13 protein-coding genes are annotated in these 14,078 nt (G+C 64.2%); 10 read left to right on the top strand and 3 right to left on the bottom strand.

The features are described from left to right. The first annotated feature begins 110 nt into the window (after nucleotides 1-110). The 6 genes from def (at nucleotide 111) to GC125_RS17550 (ending at nucleotide 4,169) form a co-directional block, all read left to right on the top strand. A complete protein-coding gene (gene def, locus GC125_RS17575) occupies nucleotides 111-635 on the top strand; it encodes a peptide deformylase (protein WP_151986837.1) in 525 nt (174 codons plus the stop codon). A 54-nt stretch (nucleotides 636-689) separates the two neighbouring features. After that, the gene (gene fmt, locus GC125_RS17570) at nucleotides 690-1,625 is read left to right on the top strand and encodes a methionyl-tRNA formyltransferase (protein ID WP_151986836.1); all 936 of its coding nucleotides are present in this window, start codon (nucleotides 690-692) and stop codon (nucleotides 1,623-1,625) included. Next, nucleotides 1,625-2,368 (top strand): tRNA pseudouridine(38-40) synthase TruA, encoded by a 744-nt coding sequence (gene truA / locus GC125_RS17565; RefSeq protein WP_151986835.1) that lies wholly within the window; start codon nucleotides 1,625-1,627, stop codon nucleotides 2,366-2,368. The genes fmt and truA overlap by 1 nt, the downstream gene beginning before the upstream one ends. 80 nt (nucleotides 2,369-2,448) lie before the next feature. Then, nucleotides 2,449-3,441, top strand: coding sequence for an adenosine kinase (locus GC125_RS17560; protein ID WP_151986834.1), 993 nt, complete (start codon nucleotides 2,449-2,451; stop codon nucleotides 3,439-3,441). A 54-nt stretch (nucleotides 3,442-3,495) separates the two neighbouring features. Beyond that, entirely contained in the window at nucleotides 3,496-3,741 is a 246-nt protein-coding gene (locus tag GC125_RS17555) for a type II toxin-antitoxin system VapB family antitoxin (RefSeq protein WP_151986833.1), read from the top strand. Further along, on the top strand, nucleotides 3,741-4,169 hold the full coding sequence (locus tag GC125_RS17550; RefSeq protein WP_151986832.1) for a type II toxin-antitoxin system VapC family toxin: 429 nt from the start codon (nucleotides 3,741-3,743) through the stop codon (nucleotides 4,167-4,169). Before GC125_RS17555 ends, GC125_RS17550 begins: the two co-directional genes overlap by 1 nt. Here the strand turns inward: GC125_RS17550 and GC125_RS17545 are convergent. The 3 genes from GC125_RS17545 to mutS all read right to left on the bottom strand — a co-directional run bounded on the left by GC125_RS17545 (nucleotide 4,162) and on the right by mutS (nucleotide 8,484). Then, nucleotides 4,162-4,794 (bottom strand): trimeric intracellular cation channel family protein, encoded by a 633-nt coding sequence (locus GC125_RS17545; RefSeq protein WP_151986831.1) that lies wholly within the window; start codon nucleotides 4,792-4,794, stop codon nucleotides 4,162-4,164. The two genes, GC125_RS17550 and GC125_RS17545, sit on opposite strands and share 8 nt — an antisense overlap. A gap of 100 nt (nucleotides 4,795-4,894) precedes the next feature. Continuing rightward, on the bottom strand, nucleotides 4,895-5,596 hold the full coding sequence (gene grpE, locus GC125_RS17540; RefSeq protein ID WP_151986830.1) for a nucleotide exchange factor GrpE: 702 nt from the start codon (nucleotides 5,594-5,596) through the stop codon (nucleotides 4,895-4,897). 149 nt (nucleotides 5,597-5,745) lie between these two features. Further along, nucleotides 5,746-8,484 carry a DNA mismatch repair protein MutS gene (gene mutS, locus GC125_RS17535; protein ID WP_151988047.1) on the bottom strand — a complete coding sequence of 913 codons (2,739 nt, stop codon included), beginning with the start codon at nucleotides 8,482-8,484 and terminating at the stop codon, nucleotides 5,746-5,748. Between the two features lie 199 nt (nucleotides 8,485-8,683). On the opposite strand from mutS, the gene GC125_RS17530 reads away from it, so the two are divergent. The 4 genes from GC125_RS17530 (at nucleotide 8,684) to GC125_RS17515 (ending at nucleotide 14,078) form a co-directional block, all read left to right on the top strand. After that, the gene (locus tag GC125_RS17530) at nucleotides 8,684-10,963 is read left to right on the top strand and encodes an NADP-dependent malic enzyme (protein ID WP_151988045.1); all 2,280 of its coding nucleotides are present in this window, start codon (nucleotides 8,684-8,686) and stop codon (nucleotides 10,961-10,963) included. A 73-nt stretch (nucleotides 10,964-11,036) separates the two neighbouring features. Beyond that, complete coding sequence (locus tag GC125_RS17525) at nucleotides 11,037-11,915, top strand: methylated-DNA--[protein]-cysteine S-methyltransferase (RefSeq protein ID WP_151986829.1); 879 nt, start codon at nucleotides 11,037-11,039, stop codon at nucleotides 11,913-11,915. 59 nt (nucleotides 11,916-11,974) lie between these two features. Continuing rightward, the gene (locus tag GC125_RS17520; protein ID WP_151986828.1) at nucleotides 11,975-12,649 is read left to right on the top strand and encodes an endonuclease III domain-containing protein; all 675 of its coding nucleotides are present in this window, start codon (nucleotides 11,975-11,977) and stop codon (nucleotides 12,647-12,649) included. A gap of 46 nt (nucleotides 12,650-12,695) precedes the next feature. Then, nucleotides 12,696-14,078: a nicotinate phosphoribosyltransferase gene (locus GC125_RS17515; RefSeq protein WP_151986827.1), complete on the top strand. Its 1,383-nt coding sequence runs from the start codon at nucleotides 12,696-12,698 to the stop codon at nucleotides 14,076-14,078.

Raw genomic sequence — 14,078 nt, 5'->3', positions numbered from 1 at the left:
CCAGATCAAAACATGAACATCGTAACCGGTTTCCATCGGCAAGGGATTTGAGCCACACCTGACACAAGCGGAAGATTGACGACAAAGCCGGCGATGCTTAATTGCCGGGCATGACCATTAAGCCACTTATCCTTCTTCCCGATCCCGTGCTGCGCCAGCACTCCGAGCCGCTCGAACGCGTCGACGGCGATGTACGCCGGCTCGTCGATGACATGCTCGAAACCATGTACGATGCACCGGGCATCGGACTGGCCGCCATTCAGATCGGTGTTCCGCGCCGCCTGCTTGTGATCGATGTCGCGAAGGACGAGGAGGGGCGCCAACCTCAGATCTTCATCAATCCCGAGATCCTCGCATCCTCAGACGAGCGCTCGGTCTATGAAGAAGGCTGCCTTTCCATTCCCGATTACTATGCTGAAGTCGAACGGCCGAGCCGCGTCACGGTTCGCCATCTCGACATCGACGGCAAGGAGCGCACCGTCGAGGCCGATGGCCTTCTCGCCACTTGCCTCCAGCATGAACTCGACCATTTGAACGGCGTGCTCTTCATCGACCATATCTCGAAGCTGAAGCGCGATATGGTCGTGCGCAAATTCACCAAGCTCGCCAAGTCACGGCCTGACTCGGCCGTCTAGGCGCCGCCTCACCGCTGGCCGGCGTCCACGACCGCCATGCAGGAAAGAGATCCGATGCCGTTGAAGATCGTCTTCATGGGAACGCCGGAATTCGCGGTGCCGACGCTCGCCGCCCTGGCGCAGGATGGACACACCATCCTTGCCGTCTATACCCAGCCGCCCCGGCCCGGTGGCCGCCGTGGTCTCGCTCCCGTCAAATCTCCCGTGCACCAGCAGGCGGAGCTTCTGGGCTTCGAGGTACGCTCGCCGGTGAGCCTGAAGAGCGCCGAGGAACAGGAAGCCTTTGCGGCGCTGAAGCCCGATGTCGCGGTGGTGGTCGCCTATGGGATGCTCTTGCCGCAGCCGATCCTATACGCGCCCTATCACGGCTGTTTCAACGGCCATGCGTCGCTGCTGCCGCGTTGGCGCGGTGCGGCCCCCATCCACCGGGCAATCATGGCCGGCGATGCGGAGACCGGCATGATGGTGATGAAGATGGATGTGGGCCTCGATACCGGCCCCGTTGCCCTCACCGAGCGCGTGACGATCGAGCCCGACATGACCACCGGCGAACTCCACGATCGCATGATGGTGATCGGCGGCAGCCTGATGGCCCGTGCGATGAAGGCGTTGGAGGCGGGGACGCTGACCCTGACCCCGCAGGTGGAGGAGGGGACCACCTACGCCCGCAAGATCGACAAGTCGGAAACGCGGATTGATTTCTCCAAATCCGCGGCAGACGTCCACAACCACATCCGCGGGCTGTCGCCGTTCCCAGGCGCGTGGTTGGAAGCTGAATTTTCCGGCAAGCCCGAGCGGGTGAAGGTGCTGGCATCGCGTCTTGCCGAAGGCAGCGGCGCGCCGGGCACTGTCCTGGATGACGACCTGACCATCGCCTGCGGGCAGGGCGCGGTACGCCTCGTGAAATTGCAGCGCGCCGGCGGAAAGCCGTTGGCGGCGGACGATTTCCAGCGCGGCGGACGCATCGCGAAGGGCACGGTCGTGTCGTGATGCCACGCTACAAGCTGACCATCGAATATGACGGCACCGATTTCGTCGGCTGGCAGCGCCAGGACAATGGTCGCACCGTTCAGGGCGCTATCGAGGCGGCGATCCTCGGCTTCAGCGGAGAAACGGTTGCGGTGAAAGGCGCCGGGCGCACCGATGCGGGCGTCCACGCGCTCGGCCAGGTGGGTCACGTGGATCTGGCGCGCAACTGGCCGGTCGAAACCGTCCGAAATGCGGTGAATGCGCATCTGATCAAGGCCCGCGATGCCGTCGCGATCCTCGCCGTTAACCTGGTTACGGAAGAGTTCGATGCGCGCTTTTCGGCGCTGAAGCGGCACTATGTCTACCACATCGTCAATCGTGCGGCACCGCTGACCGTCCTTCGTGATCGCGCCTGGCGCGTGCCGCGCCCGCTCGATGCCGAAGCGATGCACGAAGCTGCGCAGCGCCTCGTCGGTCGCCACGATTTCACGACCTTCCGCTCCGTCCAGTGCCAGGCGAAGAACCCGGTGCGCACGCTCGACCGGCTGGATGTGTTTCGCAACGGTGAAACGATCGAGATCCACGCGTCGGCCCAGAGCTTCCTGCACAACCAGATCCGCTCCTTTGCGGGATCCCTCAAGCTCGTCGGCGAAGGCCGCTGGAACGCTGATACCATGACCGCGGCGCTTGAAGCGCGCGACCGCAAGAAATGTGGCCCTGTCGCACCGCCCGACGGGCTCTATTTCTCAAGCGTCGACTATTGAACCCATCGCTGCTTTCATTCGAACCGCAGCACCTCTAGAACAGCGGGCGGCCCGCTTCTCCAACAGTCCCGGAACCCTTCATGTCTTCCATCGACGTCCTGTGCATCGGCAATGCCATTGTCGACATCATCGCCCGCTGTGACGATGCTTTCCTCAACGACAATGCCATCATCAAGGGCGCGATGAACCTGATCGACGCTGAACGGGCTGAAACGCTCTACGCGCGCATGGGTCCGGCGGTGGAAGCCTCCGGTGGCTCGGCCGGCAACACGGCGGCGGGCATCGCAAGCTTCGGCGGCAAGGCCGCTTTCTTCGGCAAGGTCGCCAGGGACCAGCTCGGCGAGATCTACGCGCACGACATCCGGGCCCAGGGCGTGCATTTCGAGACGGCACCGCTCGCCTCGCCACCGCCGACGGCACGCTCCATGATCTTCGTCACGCCCGATGGCGAACGCTCGATGAACACCTATCTCGGCGCCTGCGTCGAGCTTGGCCCGGACGACGTGGACGAAGCCGTCGTCGCATCCGCCAAGGTCACCTATTTCGAAGGCTATCTCTGGGATCCGCCCCGCGCCAAGGAAGCGATCCGCGAATGCGCCCGCATCGCCCACGCCAATGGCCAGGAAATGTCGATGACGCTCTCGGATCCGTTCTGCGTCGATCGCTACCGGGCGGAATTCCTCGAACTGATGCGCTCGGGAACGGTTGATATCGTCTTCGCCAATGCCAGCGAGGCGAAGTCGCTCTATGAGACCGAAAGCCTCGAAGAGGCGCTGCAGGCCATCGCCAAGGATTGCCGCCTCGCGGTCGTCACCATGAGCGAGAAGGGCTCGATCGTCGTCACCGGCGATGAGCGCGTCACCGTCGAGCCGCTGGTCATCGAGGAACTGGTCGACACGACCGGTGCCGGCGATCTCTACGCCGCCGGCTTCCTCTACGGCTACACGCAAGGCCGCGATCTCGCCACCTGCGGCCGCCTGGGCTCGCTTGCCGCCGGTCTCGTCATCCAGCAGATCGGCCCTCGCCCGACACAGTCGCTCCGCGACGAGGCGAAGGCGCACAAACTGGGCTGAGCTTGACGAGATATCCCAATTCTACAATATGGGATATCTCCAAGGGATATGGTCATGCCGCTTTATGTGCGAGATGACGGCGTTTCCGCGCTGGCCATCGAACTGCAGTCTCTGCTCAATCTGCCCACCAGGACCGAGGCAGTCCGTTTGGCGCTTGAGCATGAAATCGCGCGTACCAGGCGAAAGTTGCCGCTGAAGCAGCGACTTGCCCGTGCCCAGGCCCTGGCCCGTGACATCGGGCCGCGCGATCCCAATTTCGACATGAAATCGTTCAGCGACACGATCTGGGATGACGACTGATGTTCCTCGATGCGTCGGCGATCGTGGCGATCCTGCTTGAAGAACCGGAGGCAGACCAGTTCATCGACAAGATCGCCGCAACGCTTTCGCCGATCCTGCTTTCGCCGCTCGTCCGATACGAAGTGGTCATGGCGCTCGCGCGAGCGCACGGCACGGACGCGCAGATTTCAGCGCCGGCAATCGATGCCGCGACGAGAGCTCTGGACGCATTCCTCGCCGAGATCGAGACCGACGAATTGGCAATCAGCAGTGAGATCGGAGCCAAAGCGATCACGGCGCAGCAGCGCTACGGAAAGCTCGTTGGCCATCCGGCGCGACTGAATTACGGCGATTGCTTCGCCTATGCCTGCGCCAAGGCGAAGAATGTACCACTCCTCTACAAGGGCGATGACTTCACGCACACCGATCTCGGCGGCGTGGTCACATGATATCTTCCGGTGCGCGTCCCGGGCGGGCGCGGTAGGGTTTGAAGGTCCAGCCGTGGCGCAGTGCGCCGCCGCGGACGATGAAGGCGACGCCGACGCCTGCGAGCGTCGCGACGATCACCGGCAGGCCTGCTGCAGTCAGAAACGTATAGGTGGCGGCGCCCGAGAGGGCGGCGGTGACGTAGATTTCCGGGCGCATGAGGACGGAAGGCTCGCCGGCGAGCATGTCGCGCAGGATGCCGCCGAAGGTCGAGGTGAGCACGCCCATGACGATCGCCACGGTCGTCGAGCCTGTGACGGCATAGCCCTTGGCGGCGCCCATGACGCAATAGGCGGCCAGCCCGACGGCGTCGAGCCAAAGCAGGAGCTTGTAGCGCGACTCCACGAGGTGGGCCGTGAAGAAGACGGCGACGGCAACGAGCGCGCAGACGAGGATATAGGCGGGATCGGCGACCCAAAGCACCGGCACGTCGAGGATGAGATCGCGCAGCGTGCCGCCACCGATGCCGGTCACGGCCGCCAGGAAGATGAAGCCGATGATATCGAGCTGCTTGCGCGAGGCGGCAAGTGCGCCGGTTGCCGCAAAGACCGCGACCCCGGCATAGTCGAGCAGGTCGATGATCGGCATGAGAGCGATCCTGAAAACGTGAAAAAGGCCGGACTGGCCGGCCTTTTTATGGCCCGGATCCCGGGCGCGTCAATTGTGGGAAAAACGCAGATCTGAGGCTTTAAGCGTCCCGCTCGGCTTCGCCGTTTGGTGCGCCTGGTTCCGCACCGGCATCCGGCTTCGGTTCCACCGGCTGCTTCGGGCCGCCCTTGGCAACGCCGACCATGGCCGGGCGCAGAACGCGTTCGCCGATCACGTAGCCATCCTGGACGACCTGCATGACGGTGTTGTTCGGCACGTCGGGGTTCGGGATTTCGAACATCGCCTGGTGGAAATTCGGATCGAAGCGCTGACCCTCCGGCTTCTGCTTCGTGACGCCATGGCGTTCGAGCGTCGACAGCATGGCGCGCTCGGTCATCTCGACGCCTTCGACGAGCGCCTTGAAACCATCGTCGCCTGCTTCGCGGGATTCCGCGGGAATGGCATCGAGCGCACGACGCAGATTATCGGATACGGCCAGCATGTCGCGCGCGAAATTGGCGATCGAATAGGAGCGCGCATCCTTGACGTCGCGTTCAGTGCGGCGGCGCAGATTGTCCATGTCGGCGGCAAGGCGGAGATAGCGATCCTTGAGATCGGCATTCTCGGCCTTCAATCCGTCGACGAGGATGGCGATCGCTTCGGAATTATCCGGCGCGCCGTCGTCATACCCATCATCGGGCTCATCGAACGCGGATTCCGCAGCTTTCACCGCTTCTTCCATGCCCTCGTTGGCGCTGTCCTGCTTCGTGGAGTCGGTCGTCTTCTTCGTGTCGTCGGTCATGACGCTCGTTTCAATCCCTGTCGGCCTGAAGTTGCACCGTCCCGGCTGCCGGCGCTGGAACGCGTGGCAAGCGACTTCGGTAACGGCGGCGAATTCTCTTGGGCCGCATATCGACGTTCGGGCGCCAAAAATCAAGGTTGTCTTAGGCTTCAGCCTTTGGTTTGGCCGTCCACGGCGAGGCTCTTCAGTCGGTAGAGTACCTCGAGTGCTTCCCGGGGGCTCAACTCGTCTGGGTTGATCGCGGCGAGTTGGCTCGCCAGACCTGAAGGCGCGACGCCAGCTTCAGATTTTGCCTGCCGCATGGAGGCGGCAAAGAGCGGCAGGTCGTCGACTAGGTTTGCGGCCGGGCTCTTGCGGTCGTTCTCTTCAAGCTGGGCGAGCACGTTGCGCGCCCTCGAAACGACGCTGTCCGGCAGGCCGGCAAGACGCGCCACCTGAATGCCGTAGGATCGATCCGCCGCTCCCTGGCCGACCGAATGCAGGAAGATCACCTCGCCCTGCCATTCCTTGACCCGCATGGTCGCATTGGAAAGCCGGGCGAGACGCTCCGAAAGCGCCGTCAGCTCGTGATAATGCGTGGCGAAAAGCCCGCGGCAGCGATTGGCTTCGTGCAGATATTCGACGGCCGCCCAGGCAATCGACAGCCCATCGAAGGTCGCGGTACCGCGGCCGATTTCATCCAAGATGACCAGCGAACGCTCGCTCGCTTGGTTGAGGATCGCGGCGGTCTCGACCATCTCGACCATGAAGGTGGAGCGCCCGCGCGCCAAATCGTCGGAGGCGCCGACGCGGCTGAAGAGCCGGTCGATCACGCCGATGCGGGCAGCCCCGGCCGGCACGAAGGCGCCCATCTGCGCCATGACGGCAATGAGGGCGTTCTGGCGCAGGAAGGTCGACTTGCCGCCCATGTTCGGGCCGGTCAGAAGCCAGAGCGCGCCATGGCTTGCCCCGTCCGGCGGCGACAGGTCGCAATCATTGGCAACGAACGGGTCGCTCGCCTGACGCCTCAGCGCCTGCTCCACCACGGGGTGGCGGCCGGCGGTAATGGCGAAATCCATCGAGCGATCGACGATCGGGCGGCAATAGCCCTGTTCTTCGGCAAGCGCCGCGAGCGCGCGTGCCACGTCGATGACGGCAATGGCATGGGCTGCGTCACGGATAGGGTCGGCACCGGCAACGACCTCTGCCGCAAGCTTGTCGAAGATCGCAAGCTCGATCGCGGTTGCGCGGCCGGCCGCATTGGCGATCCGCGATTCCAAATCCGCAAGCTCGGTCGTCGTGAAGCGCATGGCGTTCGCCATGCTCTGGCGATGGATGAAGCGCTCCCGGCCTTCTTCGCTGGTGAGCGGCCCGGCATTTCCGGCCGTCACTTCGATATAATAGCCGAGCACGTTGTTGTGCCGGATCTTCAGCGACTTGACGCCGGTCTCTTCGCCGTAGCGCGCCTGCAGCGAGGCGATGACCCGGCGCGTGTCGTCGCGCAGCGCCCGCATCTCGTCGAGCTCGCCGTCGCGACCGGGACGCACGAAGCCGCCATCGCGCTTCAGCAGCGGCAACTCGTCGTCGAGTGTCGCGTCGAGTTCGGCAATCAGGGAAAGCGGCAAGCGGCCAAGCGCATCGCGCGCCTCGGCGAGTTCTTCGGGCAGATCATGTTCGGCAAGCATCTGGCCGATGGCGCGCGCGGTCGTGAGGCCTTGGCGGAGGCTTCCGAGATCGCGCGGTCCGCCTCGGTTGAGTGCGATGCGCGACAGCGCACGCGGCATGTCCGCCATTTGCTTGAGAAGGTCGGTGAGATCGTCGGCAAGCCGCGGCTCCGCCATCAGCGAGGCGATCGCATCGAGACGACAGTCGATGGCGTCCGGGTCCGTCAGCGGCGCGGTCAGCCGCTCGGCGAGAAGACGAGCGCCACCACCGGTGACGGTTCGGTCGATCGCCTTCAGGAGCGAGCCGTCGCGGCTGCCGGCAAGCGTGCGCGTCAGTTCCAGATTGGCGCGTGTCGCAGGGTCGATGAAGAGCGTCGATCCCGCTTCATCACGCTGCGGGCGCGAGAGGGGCGGTCGCTCGGCAAGCTGCGTCTTCTCGACATAGCCGATCGCCGCAGCCGCTGCGGAGAGTTCGGCGCGGGAGAAATTGCCGAAGCCCGAGAGCGTCGCGACCCCGAAGAAACGTGCCACCCGCCCCTCGGCGCTTGCGCCGTCGAACAGCACGGCAGGCTGCGGCATGACGATGCGCCCGAGCATGTCCATCGCCGCGCGCATCTCGGGATCGTGAAACAACGTGTCTGGCACCAGCACTTCGCGCGGATCGATGCGCAGAATGTCGGCGACGAGCCGCGAGGGATCGGTTTCCGCCACACGAAAGACACCGGTCGAAATGTCGATCCAAGCGATCGCGAAGCCGCGCTCGCCGGCCGATTTCAGCCGGGTCAGCGTCATCAGATAGTTGGGTTGGGCGGGATCGAGCAGACGCTCCTCGGTCAGCGTGCCCGGCGTCACGAGCCGGGTGACGCCCCGCTGGACGACCGACTTGCCGCCACGCTTCTTCGCCTCGGCCGGATCTTCGATCTGCTCGCAGACGGCGACGCGGAACCCGAGCGCGATCAGCTTCTGCAGATAATCGTCGGCCGCATGCACGGGCACGCCGCACATGGGAATGTCCTCGCCCATGTGCTGGCCGCGCTTCGTCAGCGTGATGCCGAGCGCGCGCGCCGCCGAAACCGCGTCATCGAAAAAAAGTTCGTAGAAATCGCCCATCCGATAGAACAGCAGCGAATCCGGATTGGCGGCTTTGATTTCGATGAATTGCGCCATCATCGGCGTCGCCGAGGACAGGCTTTCGGCCGAGATCAGGCGCTCGGCGGTCAACTCTGTCGACGAAGCGTTCTTCATGAGCACGCGGTCTGTCCGTCCTGTCGAATTGCGATTTCGCTTGGGATGTCTAGTGTGCGGGACCCGGGGGCGGAAAGCACGTTTGCACGAGCCCGCTCCACAGGAATAAAGATGTTTCAGAGTCGTCTCAAGAACGGCCTGCGACGAGAAGCGCCGAATAATCGGCGACGCGAAATGATGAGGAAACATGCCCATGGAAATGAAGCCGCGCAAGGCTGGCCGTTCGGCGTCCAGCATATCCGATCAGGAGGCGCTGGATTTTCACGCGCGGGGACGCCCTGGCAAGCTTGAGGTGACGCCGACCAAGGCGATGGCGACGCAGCGCGATCTCGCGCTCGCCTATTCGCCGGGTGTCGCCGTGCCGGTGAAGGCGATTGCCGAAGATCCCTCCCGCGCCTTCGACTACACGACGCGCGGCAACATGGTCGCCGTCATTTCAAACGGCACGGCCATTCTCGGCCTCGGCAATCTCGGCGCGCTGGCCTCCAAACCCGTCATGGAAGGCAAGGCGGTGCTCTTCAAGCGCTTTGCCGACGTCGATTCTATCGACCTCGAAGTCGATACCGAGAATGTCGACGAATTCATCAACTGCGTGCGCTATCTCGGACCCTCCTTCGGCGGGATCAACCTGGAAGACATCCGGGCACCCGACTGCTTCATCATCGAGCAGCGCCTGCGCGAACTGATGGATATCCCGGTCTTCCATGACGACCAGCACGGCACGGCGATCATCGCCGCCGCCGGTCTGATCAACGCGCTGCACCTCACCGGCCGCGACGTGAAGACGACGAAGCTCGTCGTCAATGGTGCGGGTGCCGCCGCCATCGCCTGCGTGGAACTGATCAAGGCCATGGGTTTCACGCCCGGCAACGTCACGCTCTGCGACACCAAGGGCGTCATCCACAAGGACCGCACCGAAGGCCTGAACCAGTGGAAATCGGCGCATTCTATCGTCACCGACGACCGCACGCTGGCCGATGCCCTTAAGGGCGCCGACGTGGTGTTCGGCCTCTCGGTGAAAGGCGCGCTCACGGAAGATATGATCCGCTCCATGGCGCCCAATCCGATCATCTTCGCCATGGCGAACCCGGATCCGGAAATCACGCCCGAGGAAGTCGCAGACATCCGCACCGATGCGATCATGGCAACAGGGCGTTCGGACTATCCCAACCAGGTCAACAACGTGCTTGGCTTCCCCTATATCTTCCGCGGCGCGCTCGACGTGCGCGCATCCACCATCAACGACGCGATGAAGATCGCGGCGGCCGAAGCGCTGGCAGCGCTTGCGCGGGAAGACGTGCCGGACGACGTTGCTGCCGCCTATTCCGGCAACAGGCCGCGTTTCGGCCCGCAGTACATCATCCCGGTACCGTTCGATCCGCGCCTGATCTCCGCCATCCCGCTCGCTGTCGCCAAGGCCGCGATGGACTCCGGCGTTGCCCAAAAGCCGATCCTCAACATGGAGGCCTATGCCAACGAGTTGTCGGCGCGCCGCGATCCGATCGCATCCACCCTGCAGCGCATCTATGAGCGCGTGCGGCGCCACCCGCGTCGCGTCGTCTTCGCCGAGGGCGAAGAAGAGCAGGTCATGCGCGCCGCCGTCTCCTATGTGAACCAGAAGCTCGGCACCGCGATCCTTCTCGGCCGCGACGAGCAGATGCAGGAAACTGCGCAGAAGGCCGGCATCGACCTCAACCGCCCCGGCATCGAGCTCATCAACGCCCGCCGATCGCACCGCGTGAACGCCTATGTGGATTACCTCTACGGCCGGCTTCAGCGGCAGGGATACCTGCAGCGCGATTGCCAGCGCCTCATCAACAACGACCGCAACCATTTCGCCGCCTGCATGGTCGCGCTCGGCGATGCGGATGCGATGGTCACGGGCACGACGCGCAATTATTCGACGGCACTCGAGGACGTGCGTCGCGTGATCGACGTGAAGCCCGGCCACCGCGTTATCGGCGCGTCGCTCGCGCTTTGCCGCGGCCGCACCGTGCTGGTGGCCGATACGGCGGTCATCGACATGCCGACGTCGGAGGAACTGGCCGATATCGCCGAAGAGGCAGCCCGGCTTGCACGGCGCATGGGCTACGAGCCCCGCGTCGCGATGCTGGCCTATTCCACCTTCGGCCATCCGTCCGGCGAGCGCTCCGATCGCGTCAAGGAAGCGGTCCGCATCCTCGACAAGCGACGCGTCGATTTCGAATATGATGGCGAAATGGCGGCCGACGTCGCGCTCAACCCGAAGATCATGGAGCAATATCCGTTCTGCCGGCTTTCCGGCACGGCGAACGTGCTCGTGATGCCGGCGTTCCACTCGGCTTCCATCTCGACGAAGATGCTGCAGGAACTGGGCGGTTCGACCGTGATAGGCCCGCTTCTGGTCGGCCTCGACAAATCCGTCCAGATCGCCTCGATGAGCGCCAAGGACACCGACCTCGTCAACCTCGCCGCTATCGCGGCCTTCAACGCGAGTTGATGGCCGCATGAATCGGGTGGCGGGCAAGCGGCCATCGTGGTGATATCCACCCCATGAAGTGGAGATGTCAGCCATGACGATTGCTGCCCGCCTGCAAAAGGAGATCACGCCGCAGGGCACGGATTACGACACCGTGCGCGGCGTGATCGAACTGATTTCCAACGACTATCGCAGCCAGCCGACGTTGGAGACGATCGCCGCGGAGCTCGGCCAGTCGCCGACTCAATTGCAGAAGGTCTTCACCCGCTGGGCGGGGCTTTCGCCGAAAGCCTTCCTGCAGGCCGTGACGCTCGATCATGCCAAACGCCTGCTCGGTCGGGAGGGGCTGCCGCTGCTCGATGCGAGCTTCGAGGTCGGCTATTCGGGGCCCGGACGGCTGCACGATCTTTTCGTCACCCATGAAGCGATGTCGCCCGGTGTCTGGAAGGCGAAGGGCGAGGGGCTGACGATCCGCTATGGCTACCATCCCTCGCCATTCGGCACCGCGCTGGTGATGATTACGGATCGAGGCTTGGCCGGCCTTGCCTTCGACGACCCGGGCGATCGCCGCGATGCCTTCGAGGATATGGCCTCGCGCTGGCCCCGCGCGGCCTATGTCGAGGATGCAGCCGAGACCGCGCGCTATTGCAGCCGCATTTTCGATCCTTCGCGATGGTCGGCGGATGCGCCGCTGAATGTCGTGCTGATAGGTTCGGACTTCCAGATCCGCGTCTGGCAGGCGCTGATGACGATACCGCTCGCCAAGGCCGTCACCTATTCCGATATCGCCCGCGATATCGGCCAGCCAACCGCGTCGCGTGCTGTCGGCGCGGCCGTCGGGCGCAACCCGATCTCCTTCGTTGTGCCGTGCCATCGCGCGCTCGGAAAATCGGGCGATCTGACTGGCTATCACTGGGGCCTGACGCGCAAGCGCGCGATGCTCGGCTGGGAGACCGGCCAGGCCGCCGCCTGATCGGCAGGCTATCCAGCCAGACACTGTCAGCATTTGCCAAGTGCGCTAAATCCGCTGGCATGACGCCAGCCGCCGAACGCCCGCTCGACGCGGAAGAAATCGAAACGCTCTTTTCCTGCCTGTCCGAGGCGATGCCGGGTCGCACCAAAAACGCCAAGGGGCCGAAGGGCCAGCCGGATGCGTTCCGCTCCTGCATCTCCTGCATGCTGTCCGCGCAGAGCCTCGATCGCAACACGGCAGCGGCCGCCAAGGCGCTGTTCGCCAAGGCCCGCACGCCGCAGTCCGTGCTGCGCTTGCCTGAAGAGGAGTTGATCGACGCAATCCGCCCGGCAGGCCTTTACAACATGAAAGCGCGCAACATCCGCCGCTTCTGCGAGGTGCTTCTGGCCGAGCACGACGGCGTCGTTCCCAACACGCGCGAGGGTCTCCTGAAGCTGCCGGGCATCGGGCGCAAATGCGCCGACATCGTCATGAGCTTCACCTTCGGGGCGGACGTCATTGCTGTCGACACCCATGTGCACCGTGTCTGCAACCGCACGGGCCTTGCGCTTGGCAAGACGGAAGCGCAAACGGCGGCGCAGCTCGAAGCGTGTGCTCCCGGATGGGCTATGCGGGATGGACATTTCTGGCTCATCCAGTTCGGTAAGCGGGTCTGCACGTCGCGCGCGCCGCGCTGCACCGAATGCGTGATTGCCGACATTTGCCAGTGGCCGGGGAAAGTGGTTCCGCGCTAAGGACGATCAGATTTTTTTGGCGGCGCTATACATCGGACGGATGAGCATGAACCCGATCCTCAACACCGACAGCTACAAATACTCGCATTTCGCGCAGTATCCGCCGCAAACCGCCGCCATCTCGGCCTATATCGAGGCCCGGCCCGGAGGGGCTTACGACCATGTGCTGTTCTTCGGGCTGCAGATGTACCTGAAGGATTATCTCTCCCGCCGCGTGACCATGGACGACGTGGAAGAGGCCGCCGAAATCGTCACGGCGCACGGTCTGCCATTCCATCGCGAAGGCTGGGAACTGCTTGTCAAACGCCATGGCGGCGCCATGCCGGTGATGATCGAGGCGCTACCCGAGGGGATGGTCGTGCCGGCCGGCACGCCGCTCGTCCAGATCCGCAACACCGATCCGGACTTCTTCTGGCTGCCGACATTCCTGGAAACGGCGCTGCTGCGCGCCGTCTGGTATCCGTCCACCGTCGCCACCGTGTCCCACTCGGTGCGCGGCATGATCAAGGCGTCGCTCGAGCGCACCTGCGAGACGCCGGACGAGGTTTTGCCTTTCCGCCTCCACGATTTCGGTGCGCGCGGCGCGACCTCGGCCGAACAGGCGGGCATCGGCGGTGCGGCCCATCTCGTCAGCTTCCTCGGCACCGACACGGTTGCCGGTGTCGTCTATGCTCGCCGCTTCTACCACGAGAAGATGGCCGGCTTCTCGATCCCGGCGGCGGAACACTCGACCATGACGAGCTGGGGCGAGGAACGCGAGACGGATGCCTATCGCAACATGCTCGTGCAGTTCGGCGGCAAGGGAAAGCTCGTCGCCGTCGTCTCCGATAGCTACGATCTCTACCGCGCGGTCAAGAAGATCTGGGGCGGCGAACTCCGCGCCGAAGTCGAGGCGAGCGGCGGCACGCTGGTGGTGCGGCCTGATTCCGGCGACGCGGCGCGCGTACCGATCGACACGATCGAAATGCTCGGCGAAATCTTCGGCCATTCCGTCAACGCCAAGGGCTACAAGGTGCTTAATCCCGCGGTGCGCGTCATCCAGGGCGACGGTATCTCGCCCGATATGATCCGCCGGCTCCTCACCGGGCTCGAGGATCGCGGCTGGTCGTCGGAAAACCTCGCTTTCGGCATGGGCGGCGGCCTGCTGCAGAAGGTCAACCGCGATACGCTGCGCTTCGCCATGAAGGCCAATTCGCGCCAGGACAGCGAAGGCCAGTGGCACGGCATCGCCAAGGACCCGAAGACCGACCCCGGCAAGGCCTCCAAGCGCTACCGCCAGGCGGTCATCCTGAAGAACGGCCGGCCCGAAGCGGTGCCGCTCAAGGATCTGAACGGCGACGTGAACCTCATGGAACCCGTCTGGCAGGACGGTACGTTGCTGAAGGACTGGACCTTCGCGGACATTCGGGCCCGCGCGACCGCATCCTGA

This window comes from Rhizobium sp. EC-SD404, from assembly GCF_902498825.1.
GTDB lineage: Bacteria > Pseudomonadota > Alphaproteobacteria > Rhizobiales > Rhizobiaceae > Georhizobium.
Note: the sequence above shows the minus strand (reverse complement) of the source record. Positions and strands in the feature narration are given on the sequence as shown.

What these genes read in the sequence shown, in the direction of transcription:
- mutS (WP_151988047.1), bottom strand. Translation starts at nt 8,484, where the DNA reads ATGAAGAACGCTTCGTCGACAGAGTTGACCGCCGAGCGCCTGATCTCG.
- GC125_RS17530 (WP_151988045.1), top strand. Translation starts at nt 8,684, where the DNA reads ATGAAGCCGCGCAAGGCTGGCCGTTCGGCGTCCAGCATATCCGATCAG.
- GC125_RS17560 (WP_151986834.1), top strand. Translation starts at nt 2,449, where the DNA reads ATGTCTTCCATCGACGTCCTGTGCATCGGCAATGCCATTGTCGACATC.
- GC125_RS17520 (WP_151986828.1), top strand. Translation starts at nt 11,975, where the DNA reads ATGACGCCAGCCGCCGAACGCCCGCTCGACGCGGAAGAAATCGAAACG.
- GC125_RS17525 (WP_151986829.1), top strand. Translation starts at nt 11,037, where the DNA reads ATGACGATTGCTGCCCGCCTGCAAAAGGAGATCACGCCGCAGGGCACG.
- def (WP_151986837.1), top strand. Translation starts at nt 111, where the DNA reads ATGACCATTAAGCCACTTATCCTTCTTCCCGATCCCGTGCTGCGCCAG.
- GC125_RS17550 (WP_151986832.1), top strand. Translation starts at nt 3,741, where the DNA reads ATGTTCCTCGATGCGTCGGCGATCGTGGCGATCCTGCTTGAAGAACCG.
- GC125_RS17555 (WP_151986833.1), top strand. Translation starts at nt 3,496, where the DNA reads ATGCCGCTTTATGTGCGAGATGACGGCGTTTCCGCGCTGGCCATCGAA.
- GC125_RS17545 (WP_151986831.1), bottom strand. Translation starts at nt 4,794, where the DNA reads ATGCCGATCATCGACCTGCTCGACTATGCCGGGGTCGCGGTCTTTGCG.
- truA (WP_151986835.1), top strand. Translation starts at nt 1,625, where the DNA reads ATGCCACGCTACAAGCTGACCATCGAATATGACGGCACCGATTTCGTC.
- fmt (WP_151986836.1), top strand. Translation starts at nt 690, where the DNA reads ATGCCGTTGAAGATCGTCTTCATGGGAACGCCGGAATTCGCGGTGCCG.
- grpE (WP_151986830.1), bottom strand. Translation starts at nt 5,596, where the DNA reads ATGACCGACGACACGAAGAAGACGACCGACTCCACGAAGCAGGACAGC.
- GC125_RS17515 (WP_151986827.1), top strand. Translation starts at nt 12,696, where the DNA reads ATGAACCCGATCCTCAACACCGACAGCTACAAATACTCGCATTTCGCG.